Source organism: Caballeronia sp. dw_19, assembly GCF_018449515.1.
Lineage (GTDB): Bacteria > Pseudomonadota > Gammaproteobacteria > Burkholderiales > Burkholderiaceae > Caballeronia.
On sequence record NZ_JAAVUQ010000019.1, the window covers coordinates 37,098 to 63,212 of the forward strand.

32 protein-coding genes and 1 pseudogene are annotated in these 26,115 nt (G+C 60.2%); 17 read left to right on the forward strand and 16 right to left on the reverse strand.

Annotated elements, in window-relative coordinates; translation table 11 throughout:
* The first annotated feature begins 121 nt into the window (after positions 1–121).
* A complete protein-coding gene (locus tag HB376_RS23490; protein ID WP_213766069.1) occupies positions 122–1,699 on the forward strand; it encodes an aldehyde dehydrogenase (NADP(+)) in 1,578 nt (525 codons plus the stop codon).
* 49 nt (positions 1,700–1,748) lie between these two features.
* Complete coding sequence (locus HB376_RS23495) at positions 1,749–2,678, forward strand: SMP-30/gluconolactonase/LRE family protein (RefSeq protein WP_213766070.1); 930 nt, start codon at positions 1,749–1,751, stop codon at positions 2,676–2,678.
* A 4-nt stretch (positions 2,679–2,682) separates the two neighbouring features.
* Here the strand turns inward: HB376_RS23495 and HB376_RS23500 are convergent, their stop codons facing one another.
* The 3 genes from HB376_RS23500 to HB376_RS23510 form a co-directional block, all read right to left on the reverse strand.
* Entirely contained in the window at positions 2,683–3,114 is a 432-nt protein-coding gene (locus HB376_RS23500) for a GNAT family N-acetyltransferase (protein WP_213766071.1), read from the reverse strand.
* On the reverse strand, positions 3,115–3,714 hold the full coding sequence (locus tag HB376_RS23505) for a short chain dehydrogenase (RefSeq protein ID WP_213766072.1): 600 nt from the start codon (positions 3,712–3,714) through the stop codon (positions 3,115–3,117).
* Between the two features lie 95 nt (positions 3,715–3,809).
* Positions 3,810–4,226 carry a hypothetical protein gene (locus tag HB376_RS23510; protein WP_213766073.1) on the reverse strand — a complete coding sequence of 139 codons (417 nt, stop codon included), beginning with the start codon at positions 4,224–4,226 and terminating at the stop codon, positions 3,810–3,812.
* A 292-nt stretch (positions 4,227–4,518) separates the two neighbouring features.
* Here HB376_RS23510 and HB376_RS23515 point away from each other — a divergent pair, with 292 nt between their 5' ends.
* The gene (locus tag HB376_RS23515; RefSeq protein WP_213766074.1) at positions 4,519–4,683 is read left to right on the forward strand and encodes a hypothetical protein; all 165 of its coding nucleotides are present in this window, start codon (positions 4,519–4,521) and stop codon (positions 4,681–4,683) included.
* An 83-nt stretch (positions 4,684–4,766) separates the two neighbouring features.
* Here the strand turns inward: HB376_RS23515 and HB376_RS23520 are convergent, their stop codons facing one another.
* Positions 4,767–5,381 (reverse strand): DUF3005 domain-containing protein, encoded by a 615-nt coding sequence (locus tag HB376_RS23520; protein WP_213766075.1) that lies wholly within the window; start codon positions 5,379–5,381, stop codon positions 4,767–4,769.
* A gap of 296 nt (positions 5,382–5,677) precedes the next feature.
* Between HB376_RS23520 and HB376_RS23525 the strand changes: the two genes are divergently transcribed.
* Both HB376_RS23525 and epsC read left to right on the forward strand, forming a co-directional pair.
* Positions 5,678–5,923, forward strand: a complete 246-nt coding sequence (locus HB376_RS23525) for a hypothetical protein (RefSeq protein ID WP_213766076.1) — start codon at positions 5,678–5,680, stop codon at positions 5,921–5,923.
* A 116-nt stretch (positions 5,924–6,039) separates the two neighbouring features.
* Positions 6,040–6,999 carry a serine O-acetyltransferase EpsC gene (gene epsC / locus HB376_RS23530; protein ID WP_213766077.1) on the forward strand — a complete coding sequence of 320 codons (960 nt, stop codon included), beginning with the start codon at positions 6,040–6,042 and terminating at the stop codon, positions 6,997–6,999.
* Between the two features lie 26 nt (positions 7,000–7,025).
* Here epsC and folE read toward each other — a convergent pair whose 3' ends face one another.
* From folE to HB376_RS23550, 4 genes are all read right to left on the reverse strand, one after another.
* Positions 7,026–7,682 (reverse strand): GTP cyclohydrolase I FolE, encoded by a 657-nt coding sequence (folE, locus tag HB376_RS23535; RefSeq protein ID WP_213766078.1) that lies wholly within the window; start codon positions 7,680–7,682, stop codon positions 7,026–7,028.
* Between the two features lie 112 nt (positions 7,683–7,794).
* Positions 7,795–8,016, reverse strand: coding sequence for a hypothetical protein (locus tag HB376_RS23540; RefSeq protein ID WP_213766079.1), 222 nt, complete (start codon positions 8,014–8,016; stop codon positions 7,795–7,797).
* A gap of 238 nt (positions 8,017–8,254) precedes the next feature.
* Positions 8,255–8,542 (reverse strand): hypothetical protein, encoded by a 288-nt coding sequence (locus HB376_RS23545; RefSeq protein WP_213766080.1) that lies wholly within the window; start codon positions 8,540–8,542, stop codon positions 8,255–8,257.
* A 133-nt stretch (positions 8,543–8,675) separates the two neighbouring features.
* Complete coding sequence (locus HB376_RS23550; RefSeq protein ID WP_213766081.1) at positions 8,676–9,131, reverse strand: hypothetical protein; 456 nt, start codon at positions 9,129–9,131, stop codon at positions 8,676–8,678.
* Between the two features lie 379 nt (positions 9,132–9,510).
* Between HB376_RS23550 and HB376_RS23555 the strand changes: the two genes are divergently transcribed.
* The gene (locus HB376_RS23555; protein ID WP_213766082.1) at positions 9,511–10,353 is read left to right on the forward strand and encodes a DMT family transporter; all 843 of its coding nucleotides are present in this window, start codon (positions 9,511–9,513) and stop codon (positions 10,351–10,353) included.
* Positions 10,354–10,472: 119 nt separating this feature from the next.
* A complete protein-coding gene (locus HB376_RS23560; protein ID WP_213766083.1) occupies positions 10,473–11,270 on the forward strand; it encodes an alpha/beta hydrolase in 798 nt (265 codons plus the stop codon).
* A 33-nt stretch (positions 11,271–11,303) separates the two neighbouring features.
* Here the strand turns inward: HB376_RS23560 and HB376_RS23565 are convergent, their stop codons facing one another.
* Positions 11,304–11,885: a DNA-3-methyladenine glycosylase gene (locus HB376_RS23565; protein ID WP_213766084.1), complete on the reverse strand. Its 582-nt coding sequence runs from the start codon at positions 11,883–11,885 to the stop codon at positions 11,304–11,306.
* Between the two features lie 195 nt (positions 11,886–12,080).
* A complete protein-coding gene (locus HB376_RS23570; RefSeq protein ID WP_213766085.1) occupies positions 12,081–12,320 on the reverse strand; it encodes a hypothetical protein in 240 nt (79 codons plus the stop codon).
* On the opposite strand from HB376_RS23570, the gene HB376_RS23575 reads away from it, so the two are divergent.
* Both HB376_RS23575 and HB376_RS23580 read left to right on the forward strand, forming a co-directional pair.
* Positions 12,319–12,591, forward strand: a complete 273-nt coding sequence (locus HB376_RS23575) for an ArsR family transcriptional regulator (protein ID WP_218627356.1) — start codon at positions 12,319–12,321, stop codon at positions 12,589–12,591. The genes HB376_RS23570 and HB376_RS23575 overlap by 2 nt on opposite strands.
* Before the next feature lie 89 nt (positions 12,592–12,680).
* The gene (locus tag HB376_RS23580; RefSeq protein ID WP_213766086.1) at positions 12,681–13,175 is read left to right on the forward strand and encodes a DUF6496 domain-containing protein; all 495 of its coding nucleotides are present in this window, start codon (positions 12,681–12,683) and stop codon (positions 13,173–13,175) included.
* A 130-nt stretch (positions 13,176–13,305) separates the two neighbouring features.
* Here the strand turns inward: HB376_RS23580 and HB376_RS23585 are convergent, their stop codons facing one another.
* Positions 13,306–14,634: an aspartate aminotransferase family protein gene (locus tag HB376_RS23585; protein WP_213766087.1), complete on the reverse strand. Its 1,329-nt coding sequence runs from the start codon at positions 14,632–14,634 to the stop codon at positions 13,306–13,308.
* Between the two features lie 171 nt (positions 14,635–14,805).
* On the opposite strand from HB376_RS23585, the gene HB376_RS23590 reads away from it, so the two are divergent.
* The gene (locus tag HB376_RS23590; protein ID WP_213766088.1) at positions 14,806–16,215 is read left to right on the forward strand and encodes a PLP-dependent aminotransferase family protein; all 1,410 of its coding nucleotides are present in this window, start codon (positions 14,806–14,808) and stop codon (positions 16,213–16,215) included.
* 135 nt (positions 16,216–16,350) lie between these two features.
* On the opposite strand, the gene HB376_RS23595 is transcribed toward HB376_RS23590, so the two are convergent.
* The 4 genes from HB376_RS23595 to HB376_RS23610 all read right to left on the reverse strand — a co-directional run bounded on the left by HB376_RS23595 (position 16,351) and on the right by HB376_RS23610 (position 18,449).
* A complete protein-coding gene (locus HB376_RS23595; RefSeq protein ID WP_031363615.1) occupies positions 16,351–16,512 on the reverse strand; it encodes a DUF1328 family protein in 162 nt (53 codons plus the stop codon).
* Positions 16,513–16,767: 255 nt separating this feature from the next.
* Positions 16,768–16,932, reverse strand: coding sequence for a hypothetical protein (locus tag HB376_RS23600; RefSeq protein ID WP_213766089.1), 165 nt, complete (start codon positions 16,930–16,932; stop codon positions 16,768–16,770).
* 310 nt (positions 16,933–17,242) lie between these two features.
* Positions 17,243–17,866: a LysE family translocator gene (locus HB376_RS23605; protein ID WP_213766090.1), complete on the reverse strand. Its 624-nt coding sequence runs from the start codon at positions 17,864–17,866 to the stop codon at positions 17,243–17,245.
* A gap of 370 nt (positions 17,867–18,236) precedes the next feature.
* Entirely contained in the window at positions 18,237–18,449 is a 213-nt protein-coding gene (locus tag HB376_RS23610; RefSeq protein WP_213766091.1) for a hypothetical protein, read from the reverse strand.
* A 242-nt stretch (positions 18,450–18,691) separates the two neighbouring features.
* On the opposite strand from HB376_RS23610, the gene HB376_RS23615 reads away from it, so the two are divergent.
* The 4 genes and pseudogenes from HB376_RS23615 to HB376_RS23625 all read left to right on the forward strand — a co-directional run bounded on the left by HB376_RS23615 (position 18,692) and on the right by HB376_RS23625 (position 20,261).
* Entirely contained in the window at positions 18,692–18,847 is a 156-nt protein-coding gene (locus HB376_RS23615) for a hypothetical protein (protein WP_213766092.1), read from the forward strand.
* Between the two features lie 299 nt (positions 18,848–19,146).
* Positions 19,147–19,368 (forward strand): hypothetical protein, encoded by a 222-nt coding sequence (locus tag HB376_RS23620; protein ID WP_213766093.1) that lies wholly within the window; start codon positions 19,147–19,149, stop codon positions 19,366–19,368.
* A 120-nt stretch (positions 19,369–19,488) separates the two neighbouring features.
* A pseudogene (locus tag HB376_RS41175) lies at positions 19,489–19,624 on the forward strand (endonuclease); the annotation flags it as partial.
* A 154-nt stretch (positions 19,625–19,778) separates the two neighbouring features.
* Positions 19,779–20,261: an HU family DNA-binding protein gene (locus HB376_RS23625; RefSeq protein WP_213766094.1), complete on the forward strand. Its 483-nt coding sequence runs from the start codon at positions 19,779–19,781 to the stop codon at positions 20,259–20,261.
* A 238-nt stretch (positions 20,262–20,499) separates the two neighbouring features.
* Here HB376_RS23625 and HB376_RS23630 read toward each other — a convergent pair whose 3' ends face one another.
* Positions 20,500–20,898, reverse strand: coding sequence for a hypothetical protein (locus HB376_RS23630; RefSeq protein WP_213766095.1), 399 nt, complete (start codon positions 20,896–20,898; stop codon positions 20,500–20,502).
* Between the two features lie 498 nt (positions 20,899–21,396).
* Between HB376_RS23630 and HB376_RS23635 the strand changes: the two genes are divergently transcribed.
* From HB376_RS23635 to HB376_RS23645, 3 genes are read left to right on the forward strand one after another with little or no spacing between them, the layout of a single operon-like run.
* Positions 21,397–22,569: an HlyD family secretion protein gene (locus tag HB376_RS23635; RefSeq protein WP_213766096.1), complete on the forward strand. Its 1,173-nt coding sequence runs from the start codon at positions 21,397–21,399 to the stop codon at positions 22,567–22,569.
* Positions 22,566–24,134 carry a DHA2 family efflux MFS transporter permease subunit gene (locus HB376_RS23640; protein ID WP_213766097.1) on the forward strand — a complete coding sequence of 523 codons (1,569 nt, stop codon included), beginning with the start codon at positions 22,566–22,568 and terminating at the stop codon, positions 24,132–24,134. The genes HB376_RS23635 and HB376_RS23640 overlap by 4 nt, the downstream gene beginning before the upstream one ends.
* Before the next feature lies 1 nt (position 24,135).
* Positions 24,136–25,674 carry an efflux transporter outer membrane subunit gene (locus HB376_RS23645; RefSeq protein WP_213766098.1) on the forward strand — a complete coding sequence of 513 codons (1,539 nt, stop codon included), beginning with the start codon at positions 24,136–24,138 and terminating at the stop codon, positions 25,672–25,674.
* Positions 25,675–26,115: the final 441 nt, after the last annotated feature.

A 26,115-nucleotide genomic window follows, 5' to 3' on the forward strand; every position in this document is an offset into this window, starting at 1 on the left:
TCTGTGCGGCGTGATAGTCCACGGCAAAAAGCGAGTTCGCTTACGCTTCACGTCACCTGTTTTTTTTCACCCGCGGCGCCCATCGCGATTCGCGATAGATGCTGCTTTCAGGAGAGTTCACATGCAGATCACCGGAGAAATGCTGATCGGTGCCACGGCGGTGCGCGGAAATGACGCTACGCTGCATGCCTTCGATCCGGCGCGCGGCGTTGACTTGAAGCCGGCTTTTAGTGGCGGCGGAGCGTTGGAAGTCGCCCGCGCGGCCGAGCTTGCCGAGCGGGCATTCGATACCTACCGGCTCGCACCGCTCGAAACGCGTGCGCAATTCCTGGAAGCGATTGCGGACAACATCGCTGGGCTCGGCGATACGCTGATCGAACGCGCTCAAGCCGAATCCGCGTTGCCGAAAGCGCGCCTGGAAGGAGAGCGCGCCCGCACGATCGGGCAATTGAAACTGTTCGCATCGCTCGTGCGCGAAGGCCGCTGGCTTTCTGCCACCCTCGATTCACCGCAGCCCGAACGCAAGCCGTTGCCGCGTCCCGACTTGCGTTTGCAGAAGATTCCCGTTGGACCGGTTGCCGTGTTCGGCGCCAGTAATTTTCCGTTGGCGTTTTCGGTAGCGGGAGGCGACACAGCTGCCGCGCTTGCCGCGGGATGCCCCGTGATCGTGAAGTCACATCCGGCGCATCTCGGAACATCGGAGCTGGTCGGGCGCGCGATCCAGAAAGCGGTGGCGGATTCAGGGTTGCCCGACGGCGTGTTCTCGCTCGTAGTTGGCGCGGGCAACGCGATAGGCGAAGCGCTGGTGGCGCATCCGGCTATCAAGTCGGTCGGGTTCACGGGCTCGCGGCGGGGTGGCCTGGCGTTGATCGAGATCGCATCCAGGAGGCGCGAACCGATTCCCGTGTTTGCCGAGATGAGCAGCATCAATCCGTTCTTCGTGCTGCCGGGTGCATTGGCGGCGCGGGCCGAATCGCTCGCGAACGGTTTCGTTGATTCAGTGACGCTCGGGGTCGGTCAGTTCTGCACGAATCCGGGTCTGGTGCTGGCGCTGGAGGGACCGCATTTGCAGGCGTTTATCGATTGTGCCGTGAGTGCTTTCGAAAAGAAGGGCGCTCAGACGATGCTGACGGCGGGCATCGCAGCCGCGTATCAGGAAGGCATTGCGCGGCGCGATGAGTCGGGCGTGGAGCGCGTTGCAACCGGCGCCGAATCCGACGCGTCGTGTCCGGCGCTGCCCGCGCTTTATACCGTGAGCGCCGAGAAATTTCTCGCCACGCCGCAACTCGAGGATGAAATATTCGGACCGACGTCGCTGATCGTGATTTGCCGCAGCGAGGACGAGCTACTGGACTTGGCACGGCGTATTGAAGGCCAGTTGACGGCGACGCTGCAAATGGAAAGCGACGACGTGCCGCTCGCTCGCCGCCTCCTGCCCATCCTAGAACGCAAGGCCGGGCGGATCCTGGCGAACGGTTTTCCGACCGGCGTTGAAGTATCGTATGCCATGGTGCATGGCGGACCGTATCCCGCAACTTCCGATAGCCGCGCGACCTCAGTCGGCGCGATGGCGATCGAACGCTTCTTGCGGCCGGTGTGTTACCAGGACCTGCCGCAGGCTTTGCTGCCGCTTGCACTTCAGGATGACAATCCGCTAAACCTGTGGCGCCTGCGCGATGGCGAACTCGGACCCAACTGAACACGCGAATCAAATGAATCAAACTCAAACAACCAGGAGATGAAAACAGATGGAGCGCCGTTATCCCGATCCCGCCGTCCGAGTACTCGACTCGCGCTTTAACGCGCTGCGTGTCGGCATGGCGTCGGTCGAATGTTTGTATCAGGGGGCTCGCTGGTCGGAGGGCCCGGTCTGGTTCGGCGACAGCCGCACGCTGGTATGGAGCGACATTCCCAACAACCGCATGCTGCGCTGGGACGAGGAAACGGGCGAGGTCCGCCCGTTCCGCAAGCCCTCGAACAATGCCAACGGCAACACTCGTGATCGTGAAGGACGGCTGGTCACGTGTGAGCATCTCACGCGTCGCGTAACACGCACGGAGTACGACGGTTCGATCACCGTGCTTGCCGATCAATACAACGGCAAGCCGCTCAATTCACCGAACGACGTGATCGTGAAATCCGATGGCTCGATCTGGTTCAGCGACCCGACCTTTGGTATCGACGGCTTTTATGAAGGCGAGCGCAAGGACGCTGAGTTGAAACCGGCGGTGTATCGCGTCGATGGCAAGAGCGGCGAGATCACCCTGATGACCGACACGCTCATTGGCCCGAATGGACTCGCATTTTCGCCTGACGAGTCGGTGGTTTATATCGTCGATTCGCGTGCGTCGCCGCGCAAGATCCTCGCCTTCGATGTCTCTAACGATGGCCTTAAGCTGACAAACGAGCGCGAGTTAATCGATGCCGGGCAGGGCACGCCCGACGGTTTTCGCGTGGATGTGCACGGCAACCTGTGGTGCGGCTGGGGCATGGGCAGCGACGAGCTGGATGGCGTCAGGATATTCACGCCGCAAGGTGAGGCGATTGGACATATCGCGCTGCCCGAACGCTGCGCCAACGTGTGTTTTGGAGGCCGTTATCGCAACCGCTTGTTCATGGCGGCGAGTCACGGCCTGTACTCGCTTTACGTCAACACGCAGGGCGTGATCGGCGGTTGAGGTTTCATTGAGGCGCGTGTTTTTCCATCAGCTTTTCCGGCTGCGCAGGCACGACAAAACCGAAGCGGGCGTATAGCGTGTGAGCGCTCGTGGTGGTCAGCATCATCTTGCGCAAGCCCTGCAAGTCCGGATGCGCCAGCAGGCATTCCACCAGCCATGTGCCCAGGCCGTCGCGTTGACGGCCCGGAAGCACAAACACATCGGCGAGATACGCGAAGCTCACGGTATCCGTGATCGCACGCGCATAACCAATCTGCGTGTCGCGATGGAACAGGCCGAATGCCAGCGAATGCGCGGCAGCCCGCTCGACCTGCTCGCGCGAGATGCCGGGTGACCAATAAGCGACCTCGCTCAAGTAGCGGTGCACAACGTCGAAATCGAACGTCCTGATGTCCGTAGTGACGCGATAATCGCCCCTCGACCATTCGGCAGCCATTCAACGCACCTTGTAGATACGGCCGGTTTCAAGACCCTCCACGCTGCGGCTGTATGCCAGCGCAACGCGCGCACCGGACGCCGCTTCGAAGCCGCGAAAATACGGCCCGAACGCTTCACGTGCTTCTTCGAGCATGGTCGCATTCACGACATTGATGCGCAGGCCGCGCGGCAGTTCGATCGCGGCTCCCCGCACGAAACCTTCAATGGCGCCATTGACCGCCGCCGCGCTTGCGCCGTATTTGATGGGTTCGTCGCCCACGATTCCGCTGGTCAGCGTGAACGAGCCGCCATCGTTCAGATAACGTTGCGCGACCAGCACGAGGTTGACCTGGCCCATGAGTTTGTCGTCGAGACCAATGCGGAATTGCTCGGGAGTCATCTGCGAGAGTTCGCCGAAGTGAACATGCCCGGCAGTGGCAACAATGGCATCGACCTGACCGATCGATTTGAACAGCGCATGGATACTGTCGATCTTCGTCAGGTCGACGCGGTGCGCACCTCGCGTGGCGCCGATCTCGATGACTTCGTGACGCGGCTGGAATTCAGAGAAGACGGCGCGGCCGACTGTGCCGGTTGCACCAATGACGGCAATTTTCATGAGAGGCTCATCGAAGAAGAAACGGGCTCTCATTGTGCGTTTTACAGGCGGCTTGAACAAGCATCCCGTCGGTCTTTCTCAAGCGGACTTCAACGTCAACGGGTCGCGTGCGACGCGTCCGGCGAGAGCAGGAAGATCGATGCCGCCAGCTTGAACACCAGCACGACGCCGGTCACGAGCGCGGCAACAGGGAAGGCGCGCCATTCGGCGCCAAGCATGGGGCCAACCAGTACGACCGATGCGAAGCCGAGCACAACGGTAATCCAGCGTGCCCATTGCAGGCGAAACGCCACGCAAACATATAGGCCGCCAATCAACGCACGCGATGCAATCAGCGCGGCAACGGGCTCGCCCGGACCGGTCATCAGCGCCAGCCCCATCTCGGCCCATGACAGGGCGTACGCCAGCCCGAGGCACACCAGTGCAGTGGAAAGCGCACGCTCACGCCACGGTGCGCGCACGCTTTGCGTCTGCTGTAACGCTTCGTTGGAATACGTATTGGTTGTGTTCATGCCGCCCCCCGCCGCCTGGTTTTTCGATGCATCGTGCTGCATTCGTCTGATTCGTGGAAGTCTTATGCATGGGTCGTGCCAGATCGCACGAACGCTGGGAACATCGCTTGCTTTCAACTACCTGGAGTCCGCGCGGCGGCGATTTGCCTGACGAAAGGCCGCCGCTCTTTTCGCGGGTTTATCGGGACTACAGGGCAAAACAACGCAGAAAACAGCGACACGACGCCACGACATTGCAACGATGCTGCATCCGATGGCAGGCTTTACACAGTCCACCGACCAGGAGTCCGGCATGACCACGACGAAACCGAAGGAACAGCACCCGCATTCGCATCGAGAGGAGGAGGACGTCGATCGCGCCGTGGAAGATACCTTTCCCGCCAGCGATCCACCCTCGACGGGCGGCGTGACACGGATTGAATCCGACGACGAGAAGGGCAAGCGCGAAAAGAAATAAGGGAAAATCTCCAAGACAGGAAAGGACCGGAAGCCGCATTGACTAGCTGCTTCCGGTCCTTTCCTTTCACAAACCGCGCCGAGTTATTCCTCGCGCCGCTGGATCTCGATCAGGCGCGATGGCCTGACGTGGTTGATCGCGAAATGCTTGCGGCCTCGCAAGTTGTAACCGTGGGGATCGCGCTCAACGAATTCATACTGCCGCTCCACCTCTTCCACGTCGGGCGCGACCATGCCCTTATCCACCACACTGAAGCCTTCCTCTAATGCGAGCGCCAGCCCGTTGCGCGCCGGACGGCTGTCGAAACCGCCAAGGCCGTCACCTTGTTCAAAGCGCGAATTCACTAGCGTTGCATCCACGCCGACATATGCGTTGGGGTTGTACTCAAGCATGGCTTCGTCGCGCGAGGCGTCGCGATTTTTTCCGTCGGCATCGACGGTATCGTCCAGCGTGCCGTCGTTGAGAACATCCATTGCCTGATGTTCGATGTTGGTCTTGCCGACCGGCCCGGCATGTTCCAGCGATAAATCAGATGTGCCGCCACCCGCTTGCCCGAGCCCGGCTTCGCGTCCCTGCGCTGCTGCCGCCACATCGCCGGGTTTGGCCTTGGCGGTTTCAGTTTCAGGCTTCTTCAGCGGGCTGTCCGCCGCGCGCTGCGTTTGCTTGTCCTGCGATTCGTTGTTCTGTGCGTTGTTCATGGTTCGCTCCGCCTGGTTCAGGTTAACAAAGAGACATCACGCAAGAAGCATTCCGGATGACGGAGTCGGGTCAACCCCGCATTGGAATAAACCACGGGATAAAACAGCAGTAAATGTTCTAAGCCAAATTGATTTTTTTCAACCCAACGAGAGTTTTCTCAAGAGTATGATTTGTTGTTCGCCAGGCCTGCGTGCGCCACCGGACGGCCCCGTGCCGCTTGCCGGATTCGCGCGTTTCAAGCGAGCGGGAGACGACCATCGCGAATCCAGCGGGGCACTTAAAATCAGGGTGACTCATGCAATTTGACGCGGCATTTTCACATCGCGGCTACTTACTCAATTGTGCACCGGCACGTCAGGGCGACGGTTGTTTCCAACCCTACGTGGTCATCTCGCGATCGAGCGACGGTGAACTCGTGGCCAATCGTTTTTTCCCCGCCGACCTGCGCTTTGGCAACGCCGACGAAGCCATTGCACATGCCCGCGACTGGGCGGTCCGATGGATCGATGCCAGCCACGTGAAGGTCGACCCCAAGTCCTGAGCGCGCGCCCGAACGGGTTTCGCGAACAGGCGGCAGTCTTGCAGAAAAACGGTTAATCTCGGGGCATCGTTCAGATCGTGCCGTTCAACGCGGCGTCATCCGCCCAAGCTCCCGACATGCCCAAGACTGTTTCCGTAGAAGATCAATTGCCCTCCCACGAATGGGGCCTCGACAAGATCGTGGCCGACTTGCGGGCATCGCGCGAGCAATTGCATCGCACGCGCCATCCGCTTGGAATCCGCGAATTGCCGTCGCGTGAAGCGATCGTGAAGATCGTCAACGGGCTGCGCTCGGCGCTGTTTCCCACCCATTACGGCGCCGCCGACCTGACCGCCGAAAGCGTGGACTATTACGTCGGCCACACGCTTGAGAGCACCTTGCGCCTGCTCTCCGAACAGATCCGCCGTGCCTTGCGTTTCCTGCCGGAGAACCACGACCTGAGCGATGCCGAACTCGGCGCGCACGCGTTCGGACTGGCGCGTGAATTCGGCACGCAGTTGCCGGCCATCCGGGCGCTGCTGGTAAGCGATATCCAGGCCGCGTTCGCGGGCGACCCCGCCGCGCAGCACATCACGGAGATCCTGCTTTGCTATCCCGGCATCTGGGCCATGACGCATCATCGTCTGGCGCATGCTTTGCATAAGCTCGGCGTGCCCTTGCTCGCGCGCTTTATCAACGAGATCGCGCACTCAGCTACGGGGATCGACATCCATCCGGGCGCGACCATCGGGCCAAGTTTTTTCATCGATCACGGGACGGGCGTGGTGATCGGCGAGACGGCGGTGATCGGCCAGCACGTGCGGGTGTATCAGGCAGTGACGCTGGGCGCAAAGAGTTTTCCGGCGGGCAACGACGGCGTGCTGGTGAAGGGCAACGCGCGCCATCCGGTAGTGGAAGATGACGTGGTGATCTATGCCGGGGCGACCATTCTCGGACGTGTGACCATTGGCCGCGGTTCGGTGATCGGCGGGAACGTGTGGCTTACGCATAGCGTGCCGCCGGGCAGCAACGTCTCGCAAGGCAAGGTCCGCGAAGGCGGTGCGGGCGACGCGCCGGACGATGGCCGCGGCGCGTGAACGTTACATGAGCCTCAGCGAGCTTTTTAGCTGTTCGATACGCTGAACGCGCTCGGATGTCCGACGATGGAAAGGAATTCGCGGCGCGTGGAAGGGTCGTCGCGGAAAGTGCCCAGCATCCGCGATGTCACCATCGACGCACCCGCTTTATGCACACCGCGCGTGGACATGCATTGATGCGTGGCTTCCAGGATGACGCCAACGCCTAGCGGTTGCAGGACTTCTTCCAGCGTGTCGGCAATCTGCGCCGTCATCTTTTCCTGGATCTGCAGACGCTTCGCGAAGGCATCGACCAGCCGCGCCAGCTTCGAAATACCGACCACTCGCTCACGCGGCAAATACGCCACGTGCGCCCGGCCAATGATCGGCACCATGTGATGTTCGCAGTAACTTTCGAAGCGGATGTCCTTGAGGACGATCATCTCGTCGTAACCCTGAACCTCCGAAAAGGTGCGGGCGAGTATCTCGCGAGGATTCTGCGAATAACCCGCGAAGAACTCTTCGTAAGAGCGGATGACGCGCGAAGGAGTATCAACGAGTCCTTCGCGGGCAGGGTTGTCCCCGGCCCAGCGGATCAGAACGCGAACGGCGGCTTCGGCTTCTTCGCGGCTCGGACGATCGGCGTGATCCGTTTGATCGTGGATGTCCGAAGATGCGTTAGGGGAGTTTCGCGTGGCGCTCATCGAGGGCTCCAGATGCAGGGTGCAAAGTCGTGAAGTCCTCATTGTTCCACGTTTTACCGCATGGAAGACCCCGGTGGGATGTCGGGTATGCCTGGGTTAGTCAGGCGGGTAATCAAGTTTTCCCGCCGCCATCGATTCCCGAGCCGGTCTGCCAGACCTTTTTCCCTTCCTCCGACAGCTTGCCCGAACTGTGATGCTTATCCGGTTCTGTCCCTTCCTGCGCAAGATGACCGCCGGGTTGTTCCTGCGCGCGCTGCTTTTCGCCCTTGCGTTGCGCCCGGCGTTCTTCTTGCGATCGGCCTGCGTAGTTGGTGTCTGTCTGCTTGTCCGTCATGTCGCCCTCCTTGAGTGAGTGACATGCAAAGCGGCGCAAGAGCCGTTCCATCGGCGATGGTTGCCCGATGCGCGGTATCAGCGATAGCGGGATAAACGCTCAGGCTGGTTGTCGTGCGCGGGCTTATATAGAGTGGCCGGGCACTCAACCACCGAACCCGAATTGGACTTCCAATTTTCCGCGAAACAGACGTCCGATCTCGTAGAGTTCGTGACCGTTCCTTAACCGCTGGCTTCTGTCAGCGTTTGTGAGCAGTCCGCGGAAGGAACCAACCAACCAGTAGAAGTGCGAATCCGAACGCGAGATTTAACCAATCCATCTGGATTTGCCAGTGCAATTCTGGGTATTGTGCTGCCGTCACCGTGTTACAGATCGAGTGGTATTTTGATCCAATGCAGAATTCGGCATGTCCGTATACCAGCGCATCGACTAAGGCTTTAACGGCGTAAGCAATGATGGCGAGACCTAGCATGAACCGTATCAAGGCTATCCACGAAAAAATAGCAACGAACTGTTTTTGATCCATGCTCAACTCGGCGAGAACGTGCCATACAACGGCGCGTCTGATTGACGCGCTTCACTCATGAACAAGCCGAGCGTGTTAGCCAGTCGACAAGTGCGGGCCACCAGGTGGTTGCGGCCCGAGGCACTTAAGGCAATTACTGACCCGACGCGTGTGCCCTGAGAAACGCCGCGTATCCATTCTGGGTCTTGAGGATCTTTTCGGCGCACTTGTCATAGTCCGACCCTTTCGCGCTGTCCGGGCCATACATGCCGCGGCACTGCGCAAAGAGGGTTAGCGTCGTGCTCGCACCTTTCGCAGCACGAGTTGCCGAAAAGCTGGCCTTGCCCGAACCCGAAGGCACATCGGTGTCGATTGCGACCGCGTCCGCGCGCGTCACAGGCGTATCGGAATGCTGCTCGATGTAGCGTTTGGTGAGCGCCCAGGCGGCGTCGCAGTTCGCCGGTTCGCAATCGACAGCCGCATTGCGTTGAGCGTCGGTAAGGCCGGCTTCGTTGTGGAGGAATTGCTGGGCTTGCGCCGCCTGTTTTTCGGGGGACGAGCAAGCAGTGAGCACAAGCGCAACGAGCGCAAAAACAACGATCTTTTTCACGAATAAAACTTCCCTAGCCAAGTTCGACCACGATTATAGCTGCGCGCCCGAAGCGTTCGCAGTTGCGCTCGAACGACTTGCGCCAAGCATTTCTTGGCCGGGCTGGGCCGCCGTCTCGAAGGCGTGCAATGCATGAGCCAAGGCACTCCCTATTTCATTCGAGATAGTTTATCTAACTCGAACAGCCAATTTATCTGGTTTGTTAGCCCGTCATAAGATAGATATCCTGCTCATAGCGGCGCCGATTCTGGCGTTGGCAACCATAAGCCAGCAAGCGGACACGGAAAGGCATCTTCGAGTCCGCTGACACTTCGCGGTGCTTGACGGTGCTTGTGCCCCCGAAGCCCAATCTCTCTTACTCTTTCCGGCCCGGAGCCGCATGCTCAGTTTTACCGGCGGTCTCGTCCTCTTTGCCGCCCTGCTTCACGCGAGCTGGAACGCGATGCTGCACGGTAACCGCGACCGGTTCCTGTCCATGACTTGGATGAGCATCGCCATCGCGGCGGTCGCAACGCTTGTGGTCCTGTTCACGCCGTGGCCGGCTGATGCAGCCTGGCCGTATATCGTCGCATCGGGGCTCGTGCATATCGTCTACAACGTGAGCCTCGTGCGGTCGTATCGACGCGGCGATCTGGCGCAGGCGTATCCGATCGCGCGCGGTTCGTCGCCGCTGCTTGTCACGATCGGCGCGGCGCTCTTCGCACATGAGGCGATCGGCCCCTTGCACGCGCTCGGCATCGCGATGATATCGGGCGGCATCATCGCGCTCGCGCTGCAGGGACGTCACGTGTCGCGCGCGGGTGTGGTGGCCGCGCTGACGACCGGCGCGACGATCGCGCTCTATACCGTGATCGACGGCATCGGCGTGCGGTTATCCGGCGGCCAGGCGCTCGCTTATACCGCGTGGATGTTCCTGTTCTATTGGCTGATGCCGTTGCTGTTCGTCGCGATGCGTGGGCTCGCGGCGCTGTGGACACCGGTACGCGCGGCGCCAATGGCGATCGGCTCATCGCTTGTCGGCGGCCTGGTGTCGATCGCGGCGTATGGCATCGTGATCTGGGCGTTGCAGTCGGGCGCGATGGGCGCGGTATCGGCGTTGCGCGAGACCAGCGTGGTGTTCGCGGTGCTGATCGGGCGGGTGTTTCTGCGGGAAGAGGTAAGTGGAAAGCGCTGGATCGCGTGCGTGATCGTCGCGGCAGGGGCAGTTTGTCTGGGGCTGTGACCCGGCAAAATTTCAAGTTGCATCCGACGCATTGCTTTGCGCGCAACGATAGAAACTGAGAACCCCTCGCAACCTGTAAACTCTCCTTACGCCCAGCACTTTTCCAGGAGATAAACCACATGCAATCCCCGTGGCGCACCATGGACCGCGCGACCCTCGACGCTGCCTACAGCAATGGCGATCCCCCCGCCGATTTTGAGACCCGCAGCGCAGCCTTCTACGCATCGCATCCCGGGGAACTCGACGTCAGGTACGGACCCGCCCGTCGCGAGCGCTTCGACTTTTTCCCGGTGTCGAGCGCCAAACAATCCTCCGTGCCGACTTTCGTTTTTGTCCACGGCGGTTACTGGCAAAGCTGCGATAAAGAGCTCTGCGCCTTCGTCGCGCAGGGACCGCTTGCCCGTGGCATGAACGTGGTCGTAGCGGAATACACGCTGGCGCCCACCGCTCCGATGACGCAAATTGCCGGCGAGATCGGACGATTACTCGACTTCCTCGTCGAGCAAGGCCACACGACACTCATACTCGGCGGCCATTCCGCGGGCGGTCATCTCACGGCAATGCATCGTCATCATCCGGCGGTCAAATACGCACTGCCCGTTAGCGGCCTCTTCGATCTCGAACCCATCAGCGCAGGCCGGCTGAACGACAAGCTCGGGTTATCGGCGGAGGAAATCACGCGCTTCAGCCCGATGCGGCACATCGCTCACGGAACACCGATGGTCGTCTCCGTCGGCGACGCGGAACTGCCCGAACTCATTCGCCATTCGCATGACTATGCCCACGCATCCGCTGAGGCGGGCGAGCGTGTGACTTACGTGCCGGTGCCTGGAGCAGACCACTTTTCCATTCTCTACGATCTCGCCGACCCCGATGGTGTGCAACTCAAAGCGCTGGCTCAATTGATGGAGAGTTGAAACTAATTCGGAACCCTGATCAAATTTTTTTGATCAGACTTTCGGGAACGGCTTGCTGAGAAATTTCGATCCGGCGAGCCCGAAACGCCAGGGCACGTCCATTGCCTTGGTGATGCCGATGCGCGGTCCGGTCGCGAGCGGATATTCCTCCTCCGGCGCTTCGATAAGAAACGGCGCTTCGAGCAGCGACATGCCGTTATTGCCGTGCGTGATGCCCAATGCTTGCGCGACGCGTCCTGGTCCCGAGCACAAGAGCCTTGATGGTTCGAGGCCGCGCCGTTGACGCATGGCATCGAGACCGGTGAGTGGTTCGATCGCGCGGATCAATACCCCTGCGCCGTGGCCTTCCTCGCGGCAAACGAAGTTCAGGCACCAATGAATTCCATATGAGCGATACACATATGCATGGGCAGCCGGGCCGAACATGACAGCGTTGCGCGGGGTGGGCCCGGAGAAGCTATGCGAGGCCGGATCTTCGCGATCGTAGGCTTCTGTCTCGACGATTCTGCCGCCGACGCCATCGACGGTGAAGATCGCGCCGATCAGGCGGCGCGCGACCTGTTCGGACGGCGCGTTGAAGTCGATGGGTGTCACAGTGCGGGATGATTTGGGCATGATTGAAGGAGGGGTTCACACCGACGGAGTGCTGTGCTGAGTTCGCCATGGCGGCCAGGATTTTTCGTTTGCAGCGAAGGTCCGGCACCTTGATTTTGCCGCCGACGGCATTCTCCGTCCACTAGCGCGCGTGAATCCGCGCGGCAAGGGCACCAGCGGCCGGCCGAATCTCTCAAGCGCCAACACCACCAACCTCTAAACAGCCCGGCTAAACCGCTCCCGCGCCATCACTTTCGATGCAAACCACCAGGCCAGCGCCGCTGTCAGCGACACGGCCGCAGCCATTGCCATCGCCGCATGCATGCCCCGCTCAAACTGATCCGGCGTTGTGAGCATCGCGCCGAAAACCGCGACACCCGGCGCCGCGCCTGTCTGCCGCGCCGAGTTCAGCACGCCGGCCGCAATCCCGGCGCGGTTTTTATCGACGGTATCCATGAGCGAACGCGTGGCCATCGGGGTAATGAGACCGGCGAAAAAACCGATTGCCGGCACCCGGCGCGGGCTCGCGCGGCAATGCCTCGACTGGACCGAGCGGCGGCATCATTTGGCCGGGCCGTTGGGCGGCGCGTTCATGACGCAGCTTTGCGCGAAGGGGTGGCTACGCCGCTTGAAAAATTCCCGGGCCTTGCAGATGACGCCGAAAGGATGGGCCGGGCTCAAAGAACAACTGGGCATTGATGAGCGATGTGTTGAGAAAACCGCTTAGGCTTCAACCTCCCAACCGCACGATATGGCACGCGCGTTGCTGCGCTCGTTACTGGTAATTCAACGACGTTCTCTCAAAGGAGTGTGATCATGCCTGAGAAGAAAACCATCGAACGTGCCCACGCGGCCAAACGTGCGGGGAAATCGTCCAGCACGCAGGCTGGCGCGTTCGTGAAGGAACAGATCGATCACGTGCGCGAAGGCAAGCACGGTGCGAAATCCGCGAAGCAGGCGATCGCGATCGGGTTATCGGAGGCGCGCAGGTCGGGGGTGGGCGTGAAAGCGCCGAAGAAGGGCGCCGCGTCTGCTGCCACTCGCAAGAAAGCCGCGAAGGACACCCACGCCGGTCAGCACAAGACCCAACGCAGCGCGAGCACGGAATCGAAGTCGAAACGTTCCGCGACGTCCACGCGCGTTCTCCAACGTGAGGGCACCAAGGCCGCTTCGCACAAGTCGCTGTCGAAGCAGACGCATGCGAGCGCAAGTCGGCGTTCCGCGACTGACCGCTCGGCTTCCGCCAAGAAGGGCTGGCAGACGCGCCGCAAGGCGGCGTCGAAGGCGGGCGCGGCGCGGCATGCGCGCTAGAGCGTGGTTCGCGCACGTGCGGCGCTTCCACGAAGAAAGGCCGTTCCGGATCAACCAGAACGGCCTTTACGCTTGCATGCCTGCTGGCAGTCGCATGGATCAATGACCGTATGCGGCTATCGAAACCGCGTTATTTCACCGTTTCGAGCACCTTGCGAACTGTGCTGAAAATCTGCTCGATCTGGTCATCTTCAATGATCAGCGGTGGCGAGAACGCAAGAATATCGCTTGTGTAGCGCACCAGAACGCCTGCCTCGAAGCATTTCACGAACGCTTCGTAGGCCCGCGCGCCCGGCGCGCCATCGCGCGATTCCAGTTCGATACCGGCCACCATGCCGAGATTGCGCACGTCCTTCACGTGAGGCGCGTCGCGCAACGCATGAGCGGCGGCTTCGAATTTCGGTGCCTTCGATGCCGCCCGTTCAAACAATTGATCGCGTGCGTACAGGTCAAGCGTGGCGATCGCGGCGGCGGCGGCCATGGGGTGCGCCGAATACGTGTAGCCGTGGAACAGCTCGATACCGTTCGTCGCACCCGCATTGACGATGGTGTCATGCACGTTGCGATGCGCAGCCACCGCGCCCATTGGAATGGCAGCGTTGTTGATAGCTTTTGCCAGCGTCATCAGGTCCGGCGTCACGCCGAAATATTCGGCCGCTGTCGCTTTGCCAAGCCGGCCGAAGCCGGTGATGACCTCATCGAAAATCAGCAGGATGCCGTGCTTCGTGCAGATTTCACGCAGCTTTTGCAGATAACCCTGCGGCGGCACGAGCACCCCCGTCGATCCCGCCAGCGGTTCCACGATCACGGCAGCGATTGTCGATGCATCGTGCAGCGCGACGATGCGTTCGAGTTCATCGGCGAGATGCGCGCCCCACACGGGCTGGCCCTTCGAGAACGCGTTGTGTTCAGGCGCGTGCGTGTGCGGCAGATGGTCGATGCCAGGCAGCAACGCGCCTGAAAACGTCTTGCGGTTCGGCCCAATGCCGCCGACCGAGATGCCGCCGAAACCCACGCCGTGATACCCGCGCTCGCGGCCGATCAGCTTCGTGCGCTGGCCTTCGCCGCGTGCGCGGTGATAGGCGAGGGCGATTTTCAGCGCGGTATCGACGGATTCGGAGCCGGAATTCGTGAAGAAGATGCGGTCGAGGCCTTCCGGCATGATCGCCGCCACCTTCGTGGCCGCTTCGAACGCGAGCGGATGGCCCATCTGGAAGGTCGGCGCGAAGTCGAGCGTGGCGGCTTGCTGCTGGATCGCGGCGACGATTTCATCGCGGCAATGGCCTGCATTCACGCACCACAGGCCGGCGCAGCCGTCCAGAATCTCGCGGCCATCGGTCGCGCGGTAGTACATGCCCTTGGCGCCCTCGATCAGGCGCGGTGCAGCTTTGAACTGCCGGTTGGAGGTGAAAGGCATCCAGAACGACGAAAGGTCGTCGATGACGGGGCGCGAAGTCATGGGAAATCTCCTGTTAGAACACGCAATGTAGTCCTCGATAAAAACCCGCGGCATAGACAGTTGTCCTGTCGCGGAGAGAACTGTGCTGGCAAAATGGTGCAAACTGTATTGGTCATCCATTTTGGGCGGTCAACCTTGATCATCCCTTGATCATCCTCTTCCTGCCGACTCATGATCGAACTTCAGCTGGACCGTGACCGCGCGCAGGCGACGCTCGTCGAACAACTGGTGCGGGCGTTTTCCGGCGCCATCGAGCAGCAGGCATTGCGCGCCGGCGCGTTGCTGCCTTCGGTGCGCCAGCTCGCGCAGGCCGAGCGGCTGAGCACCTTCACGGTAACGGAAGCGTATGGACGTCTCGTGTCGATGGGCCTCGTCATCGCGCGGCGCGGCTCGGGTTATCGGGTGGCGCCGCGAGCGCCGGCCGCTCACAAGCGCGCCGTGGCATGGCAACCGCCGAGCCTCACGGCGACCTGGCTCCTGTCCGATGTCTTCGCCGATCATTCCGTGCCGATCAAAGCCGGCTGCGGCTGGCTGCCCAACGAATGGGTCAATGAAAGCGGGCTGCATCACGCGTTGCGCTCGATCAGCCGCGTGCCGGCGGCGCGCATGGCCGACTACGGGCACCCGTACGGTTTTGCGCCGTTGCGCGAGCGGATTGCCGAGCAACTGGACCGCTATGGTTTGCCCGCCGACCCGGCTACGAACGTGTTGCTGACCGCCGGGGCTACGCAGGCACTCGACCTGATTGTGCGCACGTTACTACGTCCCGGCGATACGGTCATTGTGGAAGATCCGGGTTACTGCAATCTGCTGCAGATCCTGCAACTGGGTGGTCTCGTCGTGCGAGGCGTGCCGCGCACGCCGGCAGGAATCGACAACGACGTGCTTGAGCAACTGGTGATCGAGCATCGTCCCAAGGCCATCTTTCTCAACACGACGCTGCAGAACCCGACCGGTGCGACCTTCGGCATGGCGGCGGCGTTTCGCCTGTTGCAGATCGCGGAACGCTATGGCCTGTGGGTGGTGGAAGACGATGTGAACCGCGAACTCGCGCCGCCCGGTGCGCCGCTTCTGGCCGCCATGGAAGGCTTGAACCGCGTGCTGTACGTCGGCGGATTTTCGAAGACGATCACGCCGGGATTGCGCTGCGGGTATGTGGTCGCCGAGCGTGATGTGCTGCGTGAACTGGCGCGTACAAAGATGGCGGTGGGGCTGACTTCATCGGCGGCGACGGAACGCATTGTCGAGAAGGTGCTGACTGAAGGGCGTTATGCGCGTCACGTGGAATCCGTCACCGAAAAACTCAAGGACGCGCACGTGCAGGTCGAGGACCGGATGGACGCGCTCGGGCTTGAGCTGTTTCATCGGCCGCGTGCAGGCTTGTTCGTGTGGGCACGGTTACCAGTTGAACCCGAACAAGCGAGCGACCTGGCTACGCAGGCGCTGGAAGACGGCATCTGGCTCGCGCCGGGTTCGTACTTCCGTCCGGGTGATGCCGCGAGCAACTGGTTTCGCTTCAACGTGCCGTATTCCACCGACGACGCGTTGTGGGGGTTTATCGAGAAGTGGATCGAACGCTAAAGCGTGATTGCCTGTGATCGTCTGATCCGCCAAATGAAAAAGCCTCGCGAGAATCGAGATTCAAGCGAGGCTTTTTCGCCTTGTGCAACCAGCGTTCGGGCATTGGATCAATCGATCAAACGCCGGCCTGCTGCTTCATCTCCGGAACACGCCGAGCAACAACGTTGCCAGGAAGATCACGATGAAGATGAAGAACAGGATCTTCGCAATTTCGGTTGCACCACTCGCAATACCGCCGAAGCCAAAAAACGCCGCGATAATCGCGATGATGAAAAAGATGACAGCGTATCGAAGCATGAAGCCCTCCAAAGGGTCGATTATCGGATTGGTTTGCGTGCTGGCTTGACGCCTTCGCCGCCTTGACTGCTTGAACTGTGCCGCCAGTGTGCCGCTGTATCCCGCGACGCCCGAACTTAGAGCAACCGCCGTGCCCAGAACCCTCTGCCCCGGAAAATAGGGCGCAAAAAGACTCACGCGCAAAAAAGCCGCACTGCGTTGCGCGAGTGCGGCCTTGGAATACGCGCCAACCGGCGCGGGAATGGAGGAGAAATGTTATCGGCGGGGCTTGCCGTTGTCGGGTTCGTCGTCGAGGTCGTCATCGTCGGCGTGGTTTAGCGCATCCGGCAGTTGGTTCTCGAGTTCATCGCGTTCAATTTGATCGGCGAGATCGAGGGACTTGCGTGTTGCGGGACCGGACGGGCGGTTTGCTCCAGACATGGCGTAACTCCTTGGGAGATTTCAAAGCTGCGCCAACAGCGGCGCGAGTTGATCGGGCAGCAAGCTTCGTACATGCCTGTCGATCCCCCGGGATAACGGAGTGTGCGCATTTCTTGCCGCTTTTTACGGCCAAAGTTGCAATCAGGCTGCATATTTTGCGCGACGGCAGGCATGAACCAGTATGCGCCGCCTACGAAAAAATAGGCTGGATCTGAACCCGGAACCACCAAATCGGCGCGCCGCGCGTGCAACGCCGGAACCACTGGTTACGTGGTTACTTCAATACGTCCGTTATCACGTAACCATGCCATTACGCCAACGCACGCTCGACGATCGGATACAACGACAACACGAGCAGCGTAGCCATTGTCCAGTTGAAAGCGCGCAGCCAGCGCGGTTGCGTGAGCAGGCGCCGCATGGATGTGCCGAACGCGGCCCACAGGGTGATGCACGGCAATCCGACGACGATGAACACCACCGCCATGAAGACGGCATTGAGCGAAAAGCTTGAATGCAAATGGATAGTGGTCGCGGCTGTCAGCACCATCATCCATGCCTTCGGGTTGATCCATTGAAACGCGGCTGCTTCGATAAACCGCATGGGCCGACGCTCGCCGTCGCGAACCTGCATGGTCGCGGAGGTTGCGATCTTCCACGCGAGATACAGCAGGTACGCCACGCTTAAGGTTTCAAGCAACGTGTAAGCCCAGGTGAAACGCGCAAATGCCTGCCCCACGCCGAGACCGACCAGCACCATCAGAATGGCGACGCCAACGCTGATGCCAAGCACATGCGGCACCGTGCGGCGCAATCCGAAGTTCACCCCCGACGCAAGCAGCATGGTGTTGTTCGGACCGGGCGTGATAGTGGTGACGAGCGCGAACAGCACGGCGGCGGGGAGGGCTGTAAGCAAGGCGGCAGTGTCGAGATGCATGGTGTTTCCTGATGTTTCCTGATGTTTCCCTAAGGCGAGAGCTGAGTCGGAATCGGTAGTCCGCTGGCGTCAGTGTATGAGATGTGATCTGTACAGTACCGGTACAGATTATCGAATCATTTCCTGTACGGTGCGGCAGGTTTTGCACAGCGCGCAATCGGGCACTGTGCTTGCAAAAAATTGTCATAGGAACTCTTACTTGATCGACACGATCCATCTCACGTTCAGCGCTTTTTGCGGCCGACAAATCCTTTCGAGGATCCGTTCGAACCCGGTGGCCGCATGAGCACTGAAGCGTTTTTCAACCGGGCTGCAATTGCGACAGCGTTCGGCAAGCTGATCGTTTTAGCCCGCCGATCGACGGCTCGGATTATTTTCCTATCCTTACGAAGGCGATCACGCGGCCATCATGCATGGTGTTCATCTTCGGCTGGGATATCGTATCGACAGCCGCATGCAACTCACGCCGAAAGGTGCCGGCGATGGTTACGCCGACGCGCTCGGCGACTTCCTGCATGATGTTGCGGCGACCCAAAAACGGCTGCGCATTGACATGCTCGCGTGGGATTGCGCGATGCTTCATGCGTTCGGGCGCGAGTGGTTGCCGGTCTGCAAGATGGGATGGCGGACGCACCGGCGGGTCTCGTTCCAGATGGACGGCAAACATCCAATGAGGGCATCACCAGAAGAGGGTGATGATCGACGACAAGCTTGCATTCGTCCACGGCCTCGATCTGACGTGTTCGCACCGGGACACGCCCGAGCATGCCGTTGCGAATCCGCATCGCCGCGATGTGAACGGGCAACCGTATCAACTCTTTCACGATGTCCATACCATGTTCGATGGGCGACGCCGCGCGCGCCATCGGGCCGCTTGCGCGCGAGACGCTTGAGAAGCCCGATGGTCTCGATCTCGCCATTGTCGCGGCAGGCAAGCAGCGCGCACGGCTGCACGGATTTCTCACGACCGGTATCGCCTGATGTTGCCGAGCGTGCCGCGGCTTGAAACGGGTTGCGTGAATGTGCACAGCAAATTGATGGTGATCGACGACGAGCCGATCGATATCGGGGGAGACGGTAGGGTTCACGCGCTCGAGTATGTGAAGTCGCGCGGGATCCTGTGCCGCCCGAAGCGTTGATCGATCCGGAGAAACCGGTCGAGCCGGACGAACGCGTTGGACAGTTCGTGCCGGTCGAGACGCCGCGTCGTTTGATTGGCGGGTTTGTATTGCTCGCGATGGCGATCGTCGGTTTTGCGGCGGCCTGGCATTGGACGCAGCTTGGGCGATACGCTCAATCCGAAAGCGCTCACACAAGTGGCCCAACGTATTGATGTCTTGGCGCTCGCGCCGCTCGCGATCATGCCAGCTTACGTGCTGACCGCAGTGATATCCGTGGCGATCACGCTGCTGACTACATCCACGGGTCTGGTGTTTGACGCAGCCTGGGGCAGCTTTTATGCGCTCGCGGGACGCTCGCTACGGCTGCGGTCAGCTATCTGATGGGCCAATGTCCCGGTCGCGACATCGTGCGGCGCGTGGCGGGAGCGCAGGTGAACAAGTTCAGCGAATGAGGGGTAAAACGCGGCTTGATCGTCGTCGTGATCCTGCGGATCCTGCCATCCGTTGTTCGCTTTGGACCGCATCTGGGTGCATCCGGGCGAGCGTCTTGTACGGGTGGATGTGCATCGAAGTTCGCTTGTCTCAGGTGGTATCGGATCACTATCCGTTGATCGCGCAGCTATCCTTGTCGCCTTAAAAAAGACGGTTGTAACGAAAACCCCTTAAAAAAAGGCTTAGAAACACAAAAAGACTCGCACGAAGTTCAATGGCGCTTGTAGAATCCGGCGTTGATACGGATGCATTCACGCGACCGTATTCTAAAAACACTGACCTCAACAGGTAGGAGAAACATGCCGACTTCCGCAAAAACCGCCGCCAAGAAAGCTGCGACCAAAGCTGCTCCCAAGGCTGCAACGAAGACTGCAGCAGCGCCCGTCAAGAAGGTAGCTGCCAAGAAGGCCGCATCGACGCCGGCTACTGTGGCGAAGAAAGCGGCCGTGAAGACGACGGCAACGCTGTCGCCGATCAAGGACACGTTCACGAAGGCATCGCTCGCCGCGCATCTGGCGGACCGTGCGACTGTCGACCTGAAAGCAGTGAAGGCCGTCTTGTCGGCACTCGAGGACACCATCCTCGGTGCGGTTCACAAGAAGGGTGCAGGCGAGTTCACGCTGTCGGGCCTCTTGAAGATTACGGCGCAAGTCGTGCCGGCGAAGAAGAAGCGCTTCGGCAAGGACCCGTTCTCGGGTGAAGACCGTTGGTTCGATGCAAAGCCGGCGAGCGTGCGTATCAAGGCACGTGCGTTGAAGAAGTTGAAGGACGCCGCAGCGTAAGCTGACGGAACAGCATCGAAGGACTATGGCAGCGCAGGAGTAGAGGCGAACCGTAGTCGAAAAAAAATGGCCGGTTTCCGCGAGGAAACCGGCCATTTTTTTGCCTTCTTCCGATGATGCGAGGCTGGATGACAACGACGTTCGAACGTGACGACTGATGTCCAAACAGCAATTCCTGTCGAGCTCTGCCCGGGTTTCGCGTAACAAAGTGTGGCTTAGCGTGGCGCGAAGGCTCGGCTCAAACCGGCTCTTCAAGGATCACCGTCGACGGTCCCGGCTCACTTTGGCAGCCCGCGTCATAGTCGATGGTATGCGCATCGAAGCGCTGGATCGCGCGCAGGAGGCGAGGCGAGAATGTGGCGCCGAAGCGAGCGATGAGTTGATCGCGTTGTGCGGGACTTGCATGCGCGAGCGTTCGCAGTTCGTCTATCGGGATGCCGACGAAAAGATTCAGCGGAAACGGCGGCGCGGAATCGATGGAAAAATTCGGTGCGCGGATACGCAGCCCGGGTTGAAGATGCGTTCCGAGTTCCATGGTGAAGATGAAGCTGGCGTTATCGGGCGAAGCAGTTTTAGCTTCACTGAGAAGGCGCGGCGCGACGTCTTGAAGCGATGAGATTTCCTGGTCGGTCAGCATGACGAAATCCTTCGAAGAAAAAGCGGTGAGATAGTTTTCGAGCCCACACGCAACACCGCGCTGGAAGTTCGAGAAGGAAAGCAACACCGATGCCGGATAAAAAGCGCGGGTAGGAACGCGCTGTCAATGTCACATTTACGCGGCCATTTACCTGAAACAAGCGCAGTGAGGCAGAGCGTCCAGCCAAGCATAAAAGGCGTGGAAGCCGTACGGCTTTCGCGCCAAAACAGGGGCAACACAATAAAGACCCTTGAAACCTGGGCCGAATTGAATGTCCCCGGCGCGGGTATAACCATCTGAAAACAAACTGAAAGCGGCTCAACCGTCACTCAGTAATGACGGCACGTGGCTTGCTTAAGGCTTGCCCTTACGCTGAACCGTCGCGTGAAAAGAAGAAAAAAGTTCAACAGCAAGAGATTCCCATTCTGTCGACCTGCGACCTGGGGAGTGGCCAGACACTTGTGTCATTCCGCGTTTCAATGAGTGAGAGAGGGCCTGATGCCAGATCAAGACGCACGACCTGACCATAACGAAGACAAGGCCGGGGATGATTCAAACCGCGGCGAGCAAAAAAGCGATAACGATAAAAACGGCGGCCAGGACAAGTCCAACGACAAGTCCAACGGGGAAAAGAAAGGCCCGGGCAAAAAGCCGCTGATCATCCTGGCGATCGTTGTGGTGCTGCTGATCCTGGGTGGTTTGATCTGGTGGTTCGCGACCCGGAATCAGGTCAGTACCGACGATGCGTACACCGACGGCGACGCAGTGACAATCGCGCCGAAGGTCTCGGGCTACGTCGTGGTCATGAACCTCGGCGACAACAAGTTCGTTCACAAGGGCGATCTGCTGATCAAGATCGATCCGCGCGACTATCAGGCTCAACTGGACCAGGCGAATGCCCAACTTGGTCTGGCGAAGGCGCAACTCAACGCGGCTCAAGTGCAACTGGATATTGCCCGCGTGCAATATCCAGCGCAACTGACTCAGGCGAAGGCTCAGGAACAAAGCGCGCAAGCGAGCCTGGCGCAGACCCGCGCGGCTTACGAACGGCAGCGTGCCGTCGATGTCCGGGCGACATCGCAGCAAAATATCGACACTGCGACGGCTCAGCAAAAGAGCGCGCTGGCCAACGTCGCGCAGGCACAGGCGCAGGTGAAAACCGCGAGCCTGGTTCCCCAGCAAATCAGCCAGGCGCAGGCAACGGTAGAGGAACGCCGGCAGCAGGTTGAACAGGCCGAGGCGCAGGTGGAAGCGGCGGCGTTGAACCTGTCTTACACGGAACTGCGCGCGCCTGCGGACGGCTGGGTTACCAAACGCAACGTGCAGTACGGTACTTTCCTGCAGGCGGGCACGTCGATTTTTTCACTCGTGACCACCACGGTCTGGGTCACGGCCAACTTCAAGGAGTCGCAACTCGAGCGCATGCGCCCGGGTGATTCGGTGGATGTATCCGTCGATGCATATCCTGATCTGAAACTGCACGGTCACGTGGATAGTATTCAGCTCGGCAGTGGCTCGCGTTTTTCGGCTTTCCCCGCTGAGAATGCGACGGGAAACTTCGTGAAGATCGTGCAGCGCGTGCCGGTGAAGATCCTGATCGATAGCGGGATGCAGCCTGACCTGCCGCTGCCGCTCGGACTTTCCGTGGTGCCGAAGGTGATGTTGAAATGAGCGACCATTCCGGCTGGAAACCGAAGTCGAATCCCTGGCTGATTGCGGTCGTGGTCACGCTTGCGGCGTTCATGGAAGTGCTCGACACCACCATTGTGAACGTCGCGTTGCCGCACATTTCGGGCGCGATGTCCGCGAGTTACGACGAAGCCACCTGGACGCTGACCGCGTATCTTGTCGCGAACGGCATTGTGCTTCCCATCTCCGCTTTTTTCTCGAAACTGCTGGGACGTAAGCGATATTTCCTGATCTGCATCGGCGCGTTCACGGTCTGTTCGCTGCTGTGCGGCCTGGCCACCGACCTGTGGCAACTGATCGTATTCCGGGTCTTGCAGGGCTTCTTCGGTGGTGGATTACAACCGAACCAGCAGTCCATCATCCTCGATACCTTTCCGCCCGAGCAGCGCGGCCGGGCGTTCTCGATCTCGGCCGTGGCGATCGTGGTGGCGCCGGTGATTGGGCCGACGCTCGGCGGCTGGATCACCGACAACCTCACGTGGCGCTGGGTGTTCTTGATCAACGTGCCGATCGGCGTGATCACGACCATTGCCGTGATGCAGTTTGTTGAAGACCCGCCGTGGGAGCGGAAAAAGGATCGCAAGGAACTGGGGCTCGATTTCATCGGCATTGGATTGATTGCGCTGGGTCTCGGCTGCCTGCAAGTGTTCCTCGATCGCGGCGAGGACGACGACTGGTTCAAGTCGGGTTTCATCACGACCTTCGCGATCCTGTCGGCGATCGGCATAGTCGGCGCGATCTTCTGGTTGCTTTACGCGAAGAAACCGGTGGTCGATCTACGAGTATTCAAGGACAGGAATTTTGCGCTGGGTTCGGTATGCATGGCGGGTTTTGCAACGATCCTTTACGGAAGTGCGGTGCTTGTGCCTCAGCTTGCCCAGCAGCAACTGGGTTATACCGCGACGCTCGCGGGGCTGGTGTTGTCGCCGGGCGCGATGATGATCGTGGCCATCATTCCTGTGGTGAGCAAGCTGATGCCGATCATACAAACCCGCTACCTGGTCGGTTTCGGTTTTTTCCTCATGGCGTGTGCGTTGTTTTATACGCATCACCTGGTGCCGAACATCGACTTCAAGACGTTGACCATGATGCGAAGTTCGCAATCCATCGCCATCGCGTTCCTGTTCGTGCCGATCACCACGCTGGCTTATCTGACGCTGAAAGCATCGGAGAATGCGGACGCTTCCGCGTTGTTCACCATGTTCCGCAACGTGGCGGGATCGATTGGGATTTCGCTCTCCACCGCAGCGATTGTCGAGCGCACGCAGGCGAACATGGCGCACATGGCCGTGCATATGACGCCGTTGAACCCGAACTACAACGATTCGATACAACGTCTCACGCACACGTTGATGGACATGGGGCAGACCATGCAGCAGGCCATGACCACGGCGACCGGGCTGATGTACAAGCAATACATTTCGCAGTCCACGATCCTGGCCTATCTGGACGTGTTCGGCGCGGTGGCGATCTTTGCGTTGTGTTTCGTGCCGATCACCTTTTTCTTTTCGCCGGTGAAAGCCGCGGGTGGCGGGGGAGGGCATTGAGATGAGCAAACGCTTGATTCCGCTGCTGCTTTCCATGCTCGCCGGCGCGTGTTCGGTCGGTCCGAATTTCACGCCGCCCGACGCAAAAGCGCCGGACAACTGGCACGATCTGCAGCGCGCGCAGAACCCGCCCGACGACATGCGCTTCCCCCATGCCAGCGTGCCGTCGCTGGTCGATACCAATGCGGACCCCGATCCTCGCTGGTGGCGGCAATTCAACGATGCCACGCTGGACTCGCTGATCGACCGTGCGGCGGCGGGCAATCTGGATTTGCAGGGCGCGGTGCTGCGCATTGCGGCGGCGCGCGAACAGGCGGTGGTATCGGGGGCGCAGGGGTTGCCGCAAGTCAGTGCGAACGCGAGCTATAAGCGTGAGCAACTGGGCTTGAAGGGCTTGCTGCAATCGCAGGGTGTCTACGACAAGGTCAATGCGCTCGGGTCGAACAGCGCGAGCGCGACCAGCGCCCTGAATTCCTTGACGGCTCCGGTGAACCTGTTCCAGGATGGTTTCGATGCCTCCTGGGAACTTGATCTGTTCGGGCGAGTGCGGCGCTCGGTGGAGTCTGCGAATGCGCAGACGGAGTCGGAGATAGAAAACCGTAACGACGCGCTTGTCTCGCTCGAAGCGGAGGTTGCGCAGACCTATTCGCAGCTGCGCGGGGCGCAACTACTGAAGCGGATCACGCTGGCCGAGATCGATTCGGAGCAGCAGATCCTTGATTTGACCCGTGAACAGGCGCGTGTGGGGCTGACGAGCCAGAGCGACGTGGAGAGCGCGACAGCGCAGGTGGGATCGTTGCAGGCGCAGTTACCGCAGTTCGATGCACAGATTGCGCAGGCGATGAATGGCCTTGCCGTATTGACCGGCAGTGCGCCGGGGGCACTGGATGCGGAGTTGGAGGTGGCGGGGGCTGTGCCGCCGGTGCCGCCGAGCGTACCGATTGGTTTGCCGTCCACGTTGGCGCGGCGGCGTCCTGACGTTCGCCGGGCGGAGAGTGATTTGCATTCGGCGACTGCTGAGATTGGAGTGGCGGTGGCGCAGATGTACCCGGATGTATCGTTGACGGGGACTGTGGGTACGCGTGCTACTCAGGCGAAATATCTGGCGCACTGGTCGAGTTTGTTCTGGACGGTTGGGCCTAGCATTTCGCTGCCGATTTTCGAAGGTGGCGCGTTGCGGGCGAACGTGCGGATAGCGAAGGTGCAGGCGGGTCAGGCGGCGCTGCAATATCGCTCGACGGTGCTGAAGGCGTTGCAGGACGTGGATAACGCGTTGGTATCGTACCGGACGGACCAGGACCGTCGCGAGGCGCTGACGCGTACGGTGGAGGCTAACCGGATCAGTTTGCAGCTTGCGACCGACAGTTACCGGAAGGGGCTGGTGAGTTTCATTACTGTTCTGGATGCGGAGCGGCAGTTGGCTGAGACGCGGCAACAACTGGCGCAATCGACGGTAAGTGTGACGACGGATTTGATCGCTGTATATAAGTCGCTGGGAGGCGGATGGCAGGGCACGCCGGAGGCGGTGGGAGTTCGGTGAGGGGGCAGACAGCACGATGAAAACACTCGCCGAACACAGTTAAGGCCGTGCCGATTCCTTGGCAACTGGTGCTTGCCCGAGAGCGTTGGGGGCGAAGCGTGTTCGTGTCAGGATTCGCGAGAAGGAGGGGTTCAAACATCCTTCGCTCTGGCGAGCACCGTGCTTTTGGGGCACCTATGAATGAAAACTGCACGCTGTGGACACTTAGGGTAGCGGGTTTTAAAAGCGCTTTCTTTGCTTCGTTTCTTTGTCGCTTTGGACAAAGAAATGACGTGCCGCCACGCACAGTGGCTAACAGTGATAAAGAGAAAATCCGACTCACGCAGACCACCACGGCCGAAAGCACCACCCCGGCATAGACCCCGACCGCTAACCCCAAAACCGCCCAACCAAACCACCCCAAACCCCAAGTGCGAACGAACATCCCCTCCGCACCAAAAC